This is a genomic window from Nitrospirillum amazonense (assembly GCF_029594735.1).
GTDB lineage: Bacteria > Pseudomonadota > Alphaproteobacteria > Azospirillales > Azospirillaceae > Nitrospirillum > Nitrospirillum amazonense.
Genome location: NZ_JARPAF010000002.1, coordinates 686,854 through 700,186, shown reverse-complemented (window position 1 = coordinate 700,186; position 13,333 = coordinate 686,854). Strand labels below are relative to the sequence as shown.

At 68.9% G+C, this 13,333-nt stretch carries 15 protein-coding genes; 6 read left to right on the top strand and 9 right to left on the bottom strand.

Translation table 11 applies throughout. From position 1 onward, the window contains the following. Window positions 1-212: 212 nt before the first annotated feature. Entirely contained in the window at window positions 213-2,153 is a 1,941-nt protein-coding gene (gene acs / locus P5F91_RS09425; protein ID WP_145610529.1) for an acetate--CoA ligase, read from the top strand. 226 nt (window positions 2,154-2,379) lie between these two features. Here the strand turns inward: acs and P5F91_RS09420 are convergent, their stop codons facing one another. The 5 genes from P5F91_RS09420 to P5F91_RS09400 form a co-directional block, all read right to left on the bottom strand. Then, window positions 2,380-2,898 (bottom strand): MmcB family DNA repair protein, encoded by a 519-nt coding sequence (locus P5F91_RS09420; protein ID WP_244411051.1) that lies wholly within the window; start codon window positions 2,896-2,898, stop codon window positions 2,380-2,382. Window positions 2,899-2,903: 5 nt separating this feature from the next. Next, window positions 2,904-3,443 carry a hypothetical protein gene (locus tag P5F91_RS09415; protein WP_145610530.1) on the bottom strand — a complete coding sequence of 180 codons (540 nt, stop codon included), beginning with the start codon at window positions 3,441-3,443 and terminating at the stop codon, window positions 2,904-2,906. Next, complete coding sequence (locus P5F91_RS09410) at window positions 3,443-3,994, bottom strand: hypothetical protein (protein ID WP_145610531.1); 552 nt, start codon at window positions 3,992-3,994, stop codon at window positions 3,443-3,445. The genes P5F91_RS09415 and P5F91_RS09410 overlap by 1 nt, the downstream gene beginning before the upstream one ends. A 188-nt stretch (window positions 3,995-4,182) precedes the next feature. Continuing rightward, the gene (locus tag P5F91_RS09405) at window positions 4,183-4,521 is read right to left on the bottom strand and encodes a hypothetical protein (protein ID WP_145610532.1); all 339 of its coding nucleotides are present in this window, start codon (window positions 4,519-4,521) and stop codon (window positions 4,183-4,185) included. Window positions 4,522-4,735: 214 nt separating this feature from the next. Continuing rightward, window positions 4,736-4,921 carry a zinc-finger domain-containing protein gene (locus P5F91_RS09400; RefSeq protein WP_040848315.1) on the bottom strand — a complete coding sequence of 62 codons (186 nt, stop codon included), beginning with the start codon at window positions 4,919-4,921 and terminating at the stop codon, window positions 4,736-4,738. A 266-nt stretch (window positions 4,922-5,187) separates the two neighbouring features. On the opposite strand from P5F91_RS09400, the gene P5F91_RS09395 reads away from it, so the two are divergent. The 5 genes from P5F91_RS09395 (at window position 5,188) to P5F91_RS09375 (ending at window position 9,619) form a co-directional block, all read left to right on the top strand. Then, window positions 5,188-6,195, top strand: coding sequence for an ABC transporter ATP-binding protein (locus P5F91_RS09395; RefSeq protein WP_277907075.1), 1,008 nt, complete (start codon window positions 5,188-5,190; stop codon window positions 6,193-6,195). After that, the gene (locus P5F91_RS09390; protein ID WP_277907074.1) at window positions 6,182-7,246 is read left to right on the top strand and encodes an alpha/beta hydrolase; all 1,065 of its coding nucleotides are present in this window, start codon (window positions 6,182-6,184) and stop codon (window positions 7,244-7,246) included. Before P5F91_RS09395 ends, P5F91_RS09390 begins: the two co-directional genes overlap by 14 nt. Next, a complete protein-coding gene (locus P5F91_RS09385; protein WP_277907073.1) occupies window positions 7,243-8,094 on the top strand; it encodes a ChbG/HpnK family deacetylase in 852 nt (283 codons plus the stop codon). Before P5F91_RS09390 ends, P5F91_RS09385 begins: the two co-directional genes overlap by 4 nt. A 78-nt stretch (window positions 8,095-8,172) precedes the next feature. Further along, window positions 8,173-9,027 (top strand): TrmH family RNA methyltransferase, encoded by an 855-nt coding sequence (locus tag P5F91_RS09380; RefSeq protein WP_145610536.1) that lies wholly within the window; start codon window positions 8,173-8,175, stop codon window positions 9,025-9,027. Window position 9,028: 1 nt separating this feature from the next. Then, a complete protein-coding gene (locus tag P5F91_RS09375; RefSeq protein WP_145610537.1) occupies window positions 9,029-9,619 on the top strand; it encodes an rRNA large subunit pseudouridine synthase E in 591 nt (196 codons plus the stop codon). On the opposite strand, the gene P5F91_RS09370 is transcribed toward P5F91_RS09375, so the two are convergent. The 4 genes from P5F91_RS09370 to P5F91_RS09355 all read right to left on the bottom strand — a co-directional run bounded on the left by P5F91_RS09370 (window position 9,594) and on the right by P5F91_RS09355 (window position 12,971). Continuing rightward, complete coding sequence (locus P5F91_RS09370) at window positions 9,594-10,634, bottom strand: OmpA/MotB family protein (protein WP_145610538.1); 1,041 nt, start codon at window positions 10,632-10,634, stop codon at window positions 9,594-9,596. The genes P5F91_RS09375 and P5F91_RS09370 overlap by 26 nt on opposite strands. Next, window positions 10,624-11,511, bottom strand: a complete 888-nt coding sequence (locus tag P5F91_RS09365) for a motility protein A (protein ID WP_246134368.1) — start codon at window positions 11,509-11,511, stop codon at window positions 10,624-10,626. The genes P5F91_RS09370 and P5F91_RS09365 overlap by 11 nt, the downstream gene beginning before the upstream one ends. A gap of 195 nt (window positions 11,512-11,706) precedes the next feature. After that, on the bottom strand, window positions 11,707-12,183 hold the full coding sequence (locus P5F91_RS09360; protein WP_186454722.1) for a spore coat protein U domain-containing protein: 477 nt from the start codon (window positions 12,181-12,183) through the stop codon (window positions 11,707-11,709). Window positions 12,184-12,509: 326 nt separating this feature from the next. Then, window positions 12,510-12,971, bottom strand: coding sequence for a Csu type fimbrial protein (locus P5F91_RS09355; protein WP_145610539.1), 462 nt, complete (start codon window positions 12,969-12,971; stop codon window positions 12,510-12,512). Window positions 12,972-13,333: the final 362 nt, after the last annotated feature.

Below are 13,333 nucleotides of genomic sequence, written 5' to 3'. Positions count from 1 at the left end.
TGAATTCGCCGGCGGCCGCAACGGCCCCATGCTTGTGGAATGCGGGGGCAAGAGGGATACTCGGCCCGGCAAGCGATGGCGATCGCCGCGCCAGGCCCGACAGACAGGGCCGGCCAGGGTCCCCCGGTAGGGAGGGGCCAGGCCGGACACGGGTGGCGGCCTCAGCAGGCCCCGGCCGGCGACAACACATCAGGGAAGGAAACCAAGGTCCCATGAGCAACAACACCCTGTTCCCCGTTCCCGACGCGGTGGCGGCAGACGCCTGGGTCGACGCGACCAAGTATCAGCAGATGTACGACCGCTCGATCAGCGATCCGGACGGATTCTGGGGCGAGCATGGCCGCCGGCTGGACTGGATCAAGCCCTACACCAAGGTGAAGAACACCAGCTTCACCGGCGACATCTCCATCCGCTGGTATGAGGACGGGGTGCTGAACGCCTGCGCGAACTGCGTGGATCGCCACCTGCCCGCGCGCGCCGACCAGACCGCCATCCTGTGGGAAGGCGACAGCCCGTCCGAGCACAAGCACATCACCTATTCCGAGCTGTACGACAACGTCACCCGCCTGGCCAACGTGCTGAAGGCGCGCGGCGTCAAGAAGGGCGACCGGGTCACCATCTACCTGCCCATGATCCCGGAGGCGGCCTACGCCATGCTGGCCTGCGCCCGCATCGGCGCCGTTCATTCCGTGGTGTTCGGCGGCTTCTCCCCCGACAGCTTGAAAGACCGGGTGCAGGACTGCGGCAGCACCGTGGTCATCACCGCGGACGAGGGCCTGCGCGGTGGCCGCAAGGTGGGCCTGAAAGTCAACGCCGACCAGGCGCTGAAGGCTTGCCCCGGCGTGGACACCGTCATCGTCGTGCGCCGCACCGGCGGCGCGGTGAACTGGGTCGAGGGCCGGGACATCTGGTACCACGAGGCCCTCGCCGCCGCCTCTCCCGATTGCCCGCCGGAGCCGATGAACGCAGAAGACCCGCTGTTCATCCTTTACACCTCCGGTTCCACCGGCAAGCCCAAGGGCGTGCTGCACACCACCGGCGGCTACCTGGTCTACGCCAGCATGACGCACCAGTACGTCTTCGATTACCACGAGGGCGACGTCTACTGGTGCACGGCGGACGTGGGCTGGGTCACGGGTCACAGCTACATCCTGTACGGGCCCCTGGCCAACGGCGCCGTCACCCTGATGTTCGAAGGCGTGCCCAATTACCCGGACAGCGGCCGGTTCTGGCAGGTCATCGACAAGCACAAGGTCAACATCTTCTACACCGCCCCCACCGCCATCCGGGCATTGATGCGCGAGGGCGAAGGGCCGGTGAAGCGCCATAGCCGCAAGAGCCTGCGCCTGCTGGGCTCGGTGGGTGAACCCATCAACCCCGAGGCCTGGCTGTGGTACCACTCCGTGGTGGGTGATGAGCGCTGCCCCATCGTCGACACCTGGTGGCAGACGGAAACCGGCGGCATCCTGATCACCCCGCTGCCCGGTGCCACCGCCACGAAGCCGGGCTCGGCCACCCTGCCCTTCTTCGGGGTGAAGCCGGTCATCGTCGATAACGAGGGCCACCTGCTGGAAGGGGCGACCGAGGGCAACCTCTGCATCGCCGACAGCTGGCCCGGCCAGATGCGCACCGTGTTCGGCGACCACGAGCGCTTCAAGCAGACCTACTTCTCCACCTTCGCCGGCAAGTATTTCACCGGCGACGGCTGCCGCCGGGACGAGGATGGCTATTACTGGATCACCGGCCGCGTGGACGACGTCATCAACGTTTCCGGCCACCGCCTGGGCACGGCCGAGGTGGAAAGCGCCCTGGTCGCCCATCCCAAGGTGGCCGAGGCCGCCGTGGTGGGCTATCCGCACGACATCAAAGGCCAGGGCATCTACGCCTACGTCACCCTGAACGCCGGGGAAAGCCCGTCGGAGGAGTTGCGCAAGGAACTGGTGGCCTGGGTGCGCAAAGAGATCGGGCCCATCGCCACGCCCGACCTGATCCAGTGGGCGCCGGGCCTGCCCAAGACCCGCTCCGGCAAGATCATGCGCCGCATCCTGCGCAAGATCGCCGCCAACGAGCACGAGGCGCTGGGCGACACCTCCACCCTGGCCGATCCCACCGTGGTCACCGACCTGGTGGATAGCCGCATGAACCGGGGCTGAAGCGCGGAATCATGATGAGGGAAAGGCCGGCCGGGGCGACCTGGCCGGCTTTTTTACGCTTGGAAAGCCACCCCTTGCAGCGGCGTGAGGCCTTGCCTCATGCCGCTGTCGGCCGCGACTGCGGCCGCCGGAGATTTCGGGGAGCGTCAGCGGACTGAAATTCGAGCTGAAATTCGAGGACAAGCCCAGCCCGCGGATGCGGGCGCCCGGCGTCTGAGGGACGGCATCAAAGCGCCGTCGGCCGGGGGTCTTCCACCTGGTGCAGGCGCTGGAAGGCCTGCATGGCGACGCGTAGCAGCAAGGTCTTGCGCCGGGCGGCGTTCAGCTTGACCTCGGGCCCCTGGCGCAGGATTTCGGCGCCGTAGCCATCGGCCACGATCAGCCCGCATTCCTCGGGGATCAGCTCCTGGGGGAAGTCCTCGCCCACGGCGAAGTAGAACCGGTCGCAGAATTCCAGATAGTCGCCCCATTTGTGGTCGGCGCGAAAATCGGCGACGGAGCTTTTGATCTCGATGATGGTGACCGTGCCATCACCGGCCAAGGCCAGGATGTCGGCGCGGCGGTTGTTGGCCAGCGGCACCTCCAGCATCGAGCGCATGCCGTGGTGGACCAGCATGCGGCGCACGCCGCGCGCCAACAGCAGGGCGCGTTCCATGCCCGGCCGGCCGAAGAAGGGCGGCACGGTGGCGGGAATGACGAAGTCGCCTTCATCGCCGGGCGACGAGGGGTCGGACGGCACGGACATGGGATTCAGCCCCGCTTGAAACGCTCCACCTTCTGGACACGATAGCCCAGGCTGGTGGGAAAGCGCTGCTCGGCGCGGAAGCGGGCGTCACGATCGGTGGTGGCGCCGAACAAATAGACCTGCGCCCCCTCGATCATGCCGGCGGCGTCCACGCCATCGGTATTGGCCGCGACGCTGTTCGCGGCCGGAACCACCGTCACCTCCCACAGCCGGCCGTGGACCAGCACCGCCTTGTCCGGCACGATCAAGCGGCGGCGGGGGGCGGACTGCAGTTCCCGCAGCTTGGCATCCGCCTCGGCGCGGGTGGCGCGCAGGGCGGCGACCGCCTCCTCCAAGCCGGCGACCTCGCGGGCGCTGCCCTCGGCCGTGGCCTTGGCCTCGTTGGCGGCGGCGGTGGCGTGGCCCAACTCCTCCTCAAGCCGACCCAAGCGGCGTTCCCGCACGCGGCGATCATCCTCGATGTTGCGCGCCGTCAACGCGAACTGGATCAGGGAATAGAGCAGCAGGATGATGAGGCCGATATTGGCGAGAAGGGCTGCCGACATCAGGAGGCCACCGCCTGCTGGGCGGCACCATCCGGCGCCGGCAGCATGCTGGACAGGATGAAGCCCGCCAACTCGGGAAAGGCTTGGCGGGCCAGGCGCATGGCCTCCGCCTGGTTCTCGGCCCACACCTCCACCACGTGGGGACAGCCGCGCAGATGGCTGTGGGTGGTGGCCGTCTGATTGATGGTCAGCGTCGGGCCCAGGGCCAGGCTGCCGGCGTACAGACGGCGGCCGGTGCCCGGCTCACCCACCTCATGGATCAGTTCGAAATTATCGGCCTGGGCGGCGATCAGCCGGCGCTGCGCTTCCGCCAACTGGTTCTGGATCATGCGCCGCTCCTCCGCCAGGTCGCGGCCCCGGGCCAGGTTCTGGTCGTGCGCCTTCACCGCCTGATCCAAGGCGGTGCGCGTCCTGGCCACCTTGCCCTCAAGTTCCGCCACCGCGTTGCGGGTAGCGTAGAGCAGGGTCTGGCGGAACAGCACCATGGCCACCATGCCGACCGCGCCGAGCAGCGCGATCACGAACAGGCTGATGCTGAATTCCTCAAGCACGACCGCGGCGATCCTTTCGGCGTTCCCATAGAGCCTAGCATTGCCGACAATTTTCCACAAATTGTCGATGGCACCGCCAAGCCGATCCGCCGAGCATAAGAGGCCGGCCGTTCACAAATGGTTATCATCGGTAACGATACAGGTCGACTAGGCCAAAAGCAACCTAGGCGGGAGATTATAGTATTACCTCACGCAGCGCTTTGTGAGAATCCCCGCCCCGCGATCTCCCTCAGGAAGGCGCGGTCCACGGCGGGATAGCGTGAGGGCATCTCCCGCTCGATCGTATCAAGCAGTGTGCGCGCCGCGTCACGGCCGTTGATCTCGGCATACAGCAGGAACCAGGCGGCATAGGTGCGGCCCAGGCCCACGGCGGCCGGGCCGACGGCGACGTCACTGTCCGTCGGCATGACCCAATAGCCCAGGGCGCCGTCGCGGCGCAGCCCAACGAAGGGCAGCTTGGCCAGTGGCAGCCGGGCCGGGGTGCCAGAAGGGGGGGCGGCTTTGGACGGGGGTGGGACGGGGGCCATCGCTTGCCATGACAAGGAATGGTTCAGGCCCCAAGAATTGAGGTGCGGAGCCAGAGAACCTACTTGCCCTGGTATAACGTGGCGAGTCGTGGCCCGCTATCGATGCGGAAGAATAGGTCCCCGCGCCAGGCGGCCGGACAGGGCCGGCGCCCTGGCGCGTGGAAACCGGGCCGGTCGGCCTGACCGGGTGGCGGCCCGACCGGTGGCGGCCGGCTTAGTGGCCGTGGCCGGCGTGGGCCTTGCCGGCCTCGGACAGGACGAAATGGCGGCCGCAATAGGGGCAGTCGATCTTGCCTTCCTTTTCCATGGTCAGATAAACTAGCGGATGGCCCAGGGCGCCGCCCCCGCCATCGCACCCGACGGACGGGGTGTCGACATAGATCGTCTCAATCGGCTGCATGGCCTGCGGCGCTCCATAATAAAGGTCCAGGGCGGGACGAACGTCCCGCCGACGCCGGATCATAGCCAAGCGCGCCGCCGGATCAAGCGTGAGGCGCGGCGCCCGGTTCCCCCTTGGGCGGACCTCCTTGGTGGGGGTGTGACGGCCGTGGTTGACCGTGGTCAAGGCGGGGGTGTACGCCTTTTTGGCCCCGGCTTTCCCGGGCTTTCCCCTTTTTCGGGCCCGCATGTTTCCCGGCCCCGTCATCATGGACCGTCCCGACCCCCATGCCCGACACGCGCGCGCCCGACACCCATCCCGCCCCGTCCGCCTCCGGCGGCAGCCCGCCCGAGCTGGCGATCGAGCTGCGGGGGCTCACCAAGACCTACAAGGCCTCCGGCAAGGCCCCGGCCAAGCTGGCGCTGAAAGGAATCGACCTGGCCATCCCTCGCGGCTCGGTCTATGGCCTGCTGGGCCCTAATGGCGCCGGCAAGTCCACCATGATCAACATCCTGGCGGGCCTGGTGACCAAGAGTGGCGGCACCGCCAAGATCTGGGGCATCGACATCGACCAGGATCCGCGGGCCGCCCGCGCCGCCATCGGCGTGGTGCCCCAGGAACTGAACATGGACCCCTTCTTCACCCCGCGTGAGCTGCTGGACCTGCAGGCTGGCCTGTACGGCGTGCCCAAGCGCGAGCGGCAGACCGACCGCCTGCTGGAAGCGGTGGGCCTAAAGGACAAGGCCAACGCCTACGCCCGCACCCTGTCGGGCGGCATGCGCCGCCGCCTGATGGTGGCCAAGGCCATGGTGCACACCCCGCCGGTGCTGGTGCTGGACGAGCCGACGGCCGGTGTGGACGTGGAACTGCGCCAGTCGCTGTGGGCCCATGTGCGCGAGCTGAACCGCGCCGGCACCACCGTGGTGCTGACCACCCATTACCTGGAAGAGGCGCAGGAGCTGTGCGACAGCATCGCCATCGTCAACCACGGCCAAGTGGTGGCGTGCGACAGCACCGACCGCCTGCTGCGCACCCTGGACCGCAAGGATCTGGTGGCGGTGGTGGACCGGGACCTGACCGAAGTGCCTGGCACGCTGGCCGGCTTCGAGGTCACATTGAAAGGCCGCCAGCTGACGGTGCAGTATCCGCCCAGCCGCGTGAAGGTGGGGGAGGTGCTGAACGCCATCGCCGCCGCCGGCCTGACCATCGTCGACCTCAGCACCAAGGAATCAGACCTGGAGGACATCTTCCTGCAGCTGACTCGCGCGCCCGCCGCCGGCAATGGCGCAGGCTGAGGAAAACGCCCTTTCCCCCACCGCACCGCGCTGGCGCCCCCGCTGGCTGGCGGCGGTAGCACTTGGCCTGTCCGTCACGGCCTGTGCCCCCACCGCCCGGGTGGCCGGGCCGCCGGTGGTCGTCACCCCTCAGCTGACGACGGCGGGGATCACCGCGCGCGACGGCGCCGTCCTGCCCACGCAGTCCTGGCTGCCCGCGGAGGGTCCGCCGCGCGCCGTCATCCTGGCCCTGCACGGCTTCAACGATTACGCCAACTCTTATGACGCCCCCGGCCGCTGGTGGGCGGAGCATGGCGTGGCGACCTACGCCTATGACCAGCGGGGCTTCGGCCGCAACCCCCACCCCGGCGTCTGGGCTGGCAGCGACGTCATGGTGCGCGACATGTGGGACGCCGCCGCCGCCCTGCACGACCGCTATCCCGACACGCCGCTGTTCCTGACGGGGGAAAGCATGGGCGGGGCCGTGCTGATGACAGGCCTGGCGGGGCACACCCTGCCGGCGGGCTTCAAGGGCGTCATCCTGACCGCGCCGGCCGTGTGGTCGCGCGGCACCATGCCCTTTTACCAGCGCTGGGCCCTGGCCATCGCCAACTGGACCGTGCCCTGGCTGAGCCTGACGCCGCCGCGCGGCCTGATCCATGTGCAGGCGTCGGACAACATCCCCATGCTGATCGCCCTGGGCCGCGACCCCCTGGTGGTGAAGGCCACCCGCGTGGACGCGCTGGAGGGCCTGACCGACCTGATGGATGCCGCCATGGATGCCGCCCCGCGCTTCAAGGTGACGTCGCTGGTGATGTACGGCCAGCATGAGGAGCTGATCCCGCGCGAGCCCATGTGCAAGGCCCTGGCCCGGCTGCCGGACACCAGCCAGGGCGGCCCGCGCATCGCCTTCTACCCCACGGCCTGGCATATGATGCTGCGCGACCTGCACGCCCAGATCGTCTGGCAGGACATCCTGGCCTGGGTCACCGACCCGGCCGCCCCCCTGCCCAGCGGCATGGACACCAACCCGGAAATCCCCACGCTGCTGGCCGAGGGGCGCACGCCATGACCGCGACCATTGTTCTGAACGCCGACGACTACGGTTTGTCCCCGGGTGTTTCCCAAGGCATCCTGGCCCTGATCCGCCAGGGGCGCCTGTCGGGCACCAGCTGCATGACCGCCACGCCCTTTTGGCCGCAGCACGCGCCCTGGCTGGCGGAGGTGACGGACCGGGCGGACATCGGCCTGCACCTGACCCTGACGGACCAGGAACCCGCCGCCCCCTGCCCGGCCCTGGCACCCAGTGGCCGCTTCGGCAGCGTGGGCGACCTGATGATGCGGTCCCTGACCGGCCGGCTGATGGACGCTGCATCCCAAGCCGACCTGAAGGCGGAAATCGGGCGCCAGCTGGACCTGTTCGAGGCCCATGCCGGCCGCCCGCCCTCGCACGTCGATGGGCACCAGCATGTGCACCTGCTGCCGGGCGTGCGCGGCCTGGTGCTGGACGCCGTGGCCCGCCGCTACCCCCGCGGCAGCGTCTATGTCCGCGATTGTTCCGAACCGGTGGCCGCCGTGCTGGCGCGCGGGGTGGACAGCGTGAAGGCCTTGATCATCGCCAGCCTGGCGCGGGGGCTGGCCGCCGCCGCCGCCCGGCGCGGCATCCCCACCAACCGGGGCTTTCGCGGCGTCTATGACTTCGGCCCCGGCCGCGATTTCCCGGGGCTGATGGCCAGGTTCCTCGCACCCGCCCAAGACCGGGCCCTGGTCATGGTGCACCCGGCCCTGCCGGACGAGGTGCTGGCCGGGCTGGACCCGGTGGTGGCCAGCCGGCAAGTGGAACAGGCCTATCTGTCGGGCGACGCCTTCGCAGCACTGCTGGACAGGACCGGTGTGCGGCTGGGCCGCCTGCTGGGTTGACACAAAACGGGTTGACCCCGCAAAGCCCCGCGCGCTTCATGCGGCCCCATCACAGCCATTCGCGATCGAGGACCAGGGATGCCGGACCCCCGCAGCGCCAAAGGGCCGTCCAAGGCCGCCCCCAGCAAGCCCGTCCCCGCCGAAGGCGCGGTGGGCGAGAACACCCGGCGCAAGACCTTCCGCATCCTGGGCCTGCCGGCGGTGGCCGCCCTGTTCGCGCGCGACCCCGGCCGGGTGGAGCGGCTGTTCTTCGATGACCGCATGAAGGAAAAGGTGGGCGCCTACTGCGCCGGCCTGGCGCAGGCGCGCAAGGTCTATCGCCTGCTGCCGGCGGAGGAGATGGAGAAGGTGGCGGGCACGCCCCTGCATGGCGGCGTGGTGGCCGTGGCCGCTCCCCGCCCCGTCCTGCCCCTGGATATCGACGAGGCGGCGCGATGGGCGGCGGCGGGCGAGCCGCTGATGATCCTGGACGGCGTGGGCAACCCGCACAACCTGGGCGCCATCGTCCGCACCTGTGCCTTCTTCGGCATCAACCGCCTGGTGCTGTCCGACCACGCCGAGCAGGCCCTACCCTCCGAGGCCGCTTACCGCGTGGCCGAGGGCGGGTTCGAGTATGTGACGCTCCACCAGCTGCCGCGCTTCGCCCAGAGCCTGCGCCACCTGCGCGCCCATTACCGCATCGTCGGCACCGCGCTGGGCGACCATCCCGACCCGGCCGCCGCACTGTCGGCGCCGAACGCCAAGCCCGCCGCCCTGATCCTGGGCAACGAGGAGGTGGGCCTGCCCGCCACCACGCTGCAGGCCTGCCACCAGCTGGTGACCCTGCGGGGCAGCGGCCAGGTGCAGTCGCTGAACGTCTCGGCCACCGCCGCCATCCTGGTGCACGCCCTGGCGACCCCTGGGGCGGCGCCCCCCGGGACCCGGCGGGGCTGATATGCCCCGGCTGATCCTGTTCAACAAACCCTATGACGTGCTGTCGCAGTTCAGCGATGACAGCGGCCGGGCAACGGTGAAGGACTACGTCGACGTACCGGGCGTCTATCCGGCAGGTCGGCTGGACCGGGACAGCGAGGGCCTGCTGGTCCTGAGCGACGACGGCCCCTTCATCCACCGCATCGCCGACCCCAAGCACAAGCTGGCCAAGACCTATTGGGCGCAGGTCGAGGGCGTGCCGGACGAGGCGGCGCTGGCGGCCCTGCGTCGGGGCGTCATGCTGAAGGATGGCCCCACCCTGCCCGCAGGCGCGCGGCTAATGGAGGAACCGGCCGCCCTGTGGCCCCGCGACCCGCCCATCCGCTACCGCGCCGCCATTCCCACCAGCTGGATCGAACTGACCTTGAGGGAAGGGCGCAACCGCCAGGTCCGGCGCATGACGGCCGCGGTGGGTTTCCCCACCTTGCGCCTGGTGCGCTGGTCCGTGGGCGATTGGACGCTGGACGACCTGGCGCCCGGCGCGTGGCGCGACGCGCCATTCCCGGCGGCACCGAAGGCCGCGCCGGTCAGGGCGTCTCGACGATCAAGGTGACGCGCCGGTCGGCGGCGCGGTCATGGTCCGGCGCGTTCGGGTCGGTATTGGCCCCCGGGGGCGACACATGCGGCCGGGTGTCGGCATAACCCACCGCCCGCAGGCGGTTGGCCGGCACGCCGTCGCTGATCAGCATGCGCACCACCGCGGCGGCGCGGGCGGCCGACAGTTCCCAGTTGCTGGGGAAACGGGCGGTACTGATGGCGTTGCTGTCGGTGTGGCCTTCCACCGTCACCATACCCTTCAGCGATTGCAGAACCGGCACCAGGCGCGACAGGATCTGCTGCCCCTCGTCACCCAGGTCGGCGCGGCCGGAGGCGAACAGCACCCGGTCCTTGATCTCGATGGACAGGCCCTTGCCCCGGGGCGTGACCTGCACATCGGGCGGCAGGTCCTGCGCCTCCAGATCCTGGGCCAGGCGCTTGGCCTCCTCCGTCGGTTCCTCCGCCGGGCCAGCCCCAGGTAACGTATCGGGGGGCAGGGCATCCTGGGGCGGGCGCTGCGGCGGGTAGGGAGGTACCTGCGGTAAGGTGGGGCTGGACATGGACGCCGCCGTCGGGTTCTTCGCCATGTCGCGGGCGGGGGCGCCCACCGGATTGGCCGAGACGGCCACGCGGCCGGCGCCCGGCTGATTGTTGTCGGACTTCAGCTTTAGCCGGCCGTTGATGCCCAGGATGGCCACCATGCCCAGGAACACGATCATCAGCAGCGTGACCATGTCCATGTAGCTGATGACCCACTCCTCCGACTCCTCCGCCGGTTCGCCGGGCATGCGGCCAGGGACGGTGCGGTGCTGGGTTGGGCGGCCGCCGCGGGCATGGCCTCGGACATGCCCGCCCGGGCGGCCGGCGGGCTTGGCCGGAACCGGCGGCGGCACGGTGGCGGTGCCCGGCATCACCGGCGGCGGTACGGGAAGGCCGGAGGCATAGACGCGGGCGGTGTGCCGGGGCTTGGGCGGCGGAGGGGGATCGCCGCCACCGCCGGCCCCGCCACCGGACTGGTCACTAGGCGCCACCCCAGTCCTCCTCCCGCGCGTCGCGCAGGTAATGGTCCAGGCTGTCCTGGATGATGGTGGGGGAGCGGCCGAGGTGGGTCAGCACCACTCCCTCCAGCAGCACGTTCATCAGGGCGACCCGGCGGCCGGTGCGCTGTTCCAGCTTGATGGCGATGGGCTTGAACACCAGGTTGGCCAGCACCAGACCATAGAGGGTGGCCAGCATGGCCACCGCCATGCTGCCCCCGATCAGGCCGATATCGCCCTCGCCCAGGTGCTTCAGCATGCCGACCATGCCGGCCAGCGTGCCCAGCAGGCCGAAGGCGGGGGAGAAGGTGGCCAGGGTGCGGAAGAATCGCGACTGCCCGGCCTCCAACTCCATCTGTTTCTGGATGCGCCAGTTCATGACCTGCAGCAGGTCTTCCAAAGGCTGGGCGTCCACCACCATCTGCAGGCCCAGCCGCAGGAAGGGGTGGGCCACGCGCTGGGCCCGTTCGTCGGCCGCCTGGATGCGCTTCTCATGCAGGTGGCGGGCGACCTCCATCAGTTCGGCAACATCGGCGCGGATGCTGTCGCGGTCGCGCACGATGCCGACCAGGGCGCCCAGGGCGGCGCGGATCTCATCCCCGCGGAAGGCCAGCAGCGCCACGCAGACGACGCCGCCCAGCACGATCAGCAGGCCCTCGGGATTGTAGTAGAAATGCCAGTTGCCGCCGGCGGAGACGACGAACCCCAGCAGGGCGACAGTGGCCAGCACACCCGCCAGCGTCGTGCCGATGAAGCGGGAGGTGACGCCCCCCTTGGCGGGTCCCCGATTGCCGGGCCCGCGATTGCCAGACCCGGGCCTGGCGGCCGGTGCGCTGCGCACCGGGCGCGCGCCGCGTTCATTCACAGTCACGCCCTTGCCCCTAATAACAACGGTATAGGTGCCGCCTGCCCCGGCGGTGCTAGCCACACATTAACCGAGTGGCTCCGGCGAAAACACCCCGCTCAGAAGATCAAGGATTTAGGCGGCAAAACGGCAACGGCCCCGCCCGGGAGATCCAGGCGGGGCCGTATGGTCAGCCGAACCGGTGTGGTTGTTGGGGCGGGATCAGCGGCCCTGGATGGTGATAGTGAGGGTGTCGGTGTAGCTGCCGGCGATGGCCTGGGCGTTGGCGGGGACGGTGACGGCGACGGTGGCGGTCTTGTTGAACTGGGCGGAGGAGCGGACGACGTTGACGCTGCTGCCGCTGGACTGGCCGTCGTAGATGGGGGTGTAGCTGATGGGCTGGGCGCCGGTGGCGGAGGACTTCAGGGTGCCGCCGTTGGCGGAGGAGACGCTGATCTGGTAGCCGGCGCCGTCGTTGCAGGTCTCGACGACGCTGCCGACGGTGACGGCGTTGGAGCCGGTGAGGATATTCAGCTGGGTGCCGGCGTCGGTGACGGCGACGGAGCAGGTCTGGGCGACGGTGCTGTTCAGCTGGATGGTGCCGGAGGCGGCGGCCGTGGCGGCGAGGGCGGGGGCGGCGGCCAGGGAGACCGCGGCGACGGTGGTGGCGGCGATCAGGGAGGCGGCGAAGCGGATCATGACGAAGGGTCCTATCGGTTCGGCTGGGCTTGTTGCCCGATTGCTTTGATGTGAGATGTAACAGCAATCGCGGTGCCAGAACCGGGGCCGGGACGGCATTAATCCGTTAACCAATTGACAGCATTGATTTATCTGACTTATCGCCACGAAGGCGGGCCAGGGCACACCGGTACACCGTTGCGCCATGCACCATGCGAAAGGTTAGGAATTCAGCTGAATCAATGCATTAGGATTTGCAGTCCGCCAGATGGCGGACACGCGAAAGGGCGCCCCGGCGTGGGGCGCCCTCTTCCGAACCTTGGTCTGAGGTGACCGTCGCTGGCGGCTTACTTGCCGGCGATGGTGATGGTCAGGGTGTCGGCATAGCTGCCGGCGATGGCCTGGGCATTGGCGGGCACGGTCACGGAGACGTTGGAGGTCTTGTTGAACTGGGCGCTGGAGCGGGTGACGGCGAAGCTGGCGCCGGAGCCGTTGGTGCCGTCGTAGGTGGTGGTGTAGCTGATGGCGCTGGCACCGGTGGCGGACGACTTCAGCGTGCCGTTGTTGGAAGAGGCAACCGTGATGGTGTAGCCGGCGCCGTCGTTGCAGTTCTCGACCACGCTGCCGACGGCGACGTTGCTGGAGCCCGACAGGATGTTCAGGGTGGCACCGGCATCGGTGACGGCCACGGTGCAGGTCTGGGCGACGGAGCTGTTCAGCTGGATGGTGCCCGACGCGCCGGCGGCGGCGAAAGCGGGGGCGGCGGCGAACAGGGCGACAACAGCGGCGGCGGCGGCGATGCGGATCATGATGAGGTTCCTATCGGTTCGGTGGGGGCTTCAGCGGCCCGGTTGGTTCATGCCTGGTTATAAGCACCCGCCGTGCCAGCGGAACGGGGCCGACACCGCACCGTCACTAAAACTCAATGAATTCAATGTATTATTGGAAAATACCTGACCAATGACGGTCATAGGCCTTTTTGCATAGGCCCTTTCCGCCGCCATCAGTTGCTTACCGCATCGCACCCTTGGGATAGGGTCTTTTATTTGTGCATTGCATTACGCAACAACCCCTATATCGCCCGCCTGAGCCTCGCCCGCCGATAGCGGCACTTCTTCTTTCGACGCTCCCCATACGGGTGGGTGATGGGCGAGAACCAAGACTCGTGCTA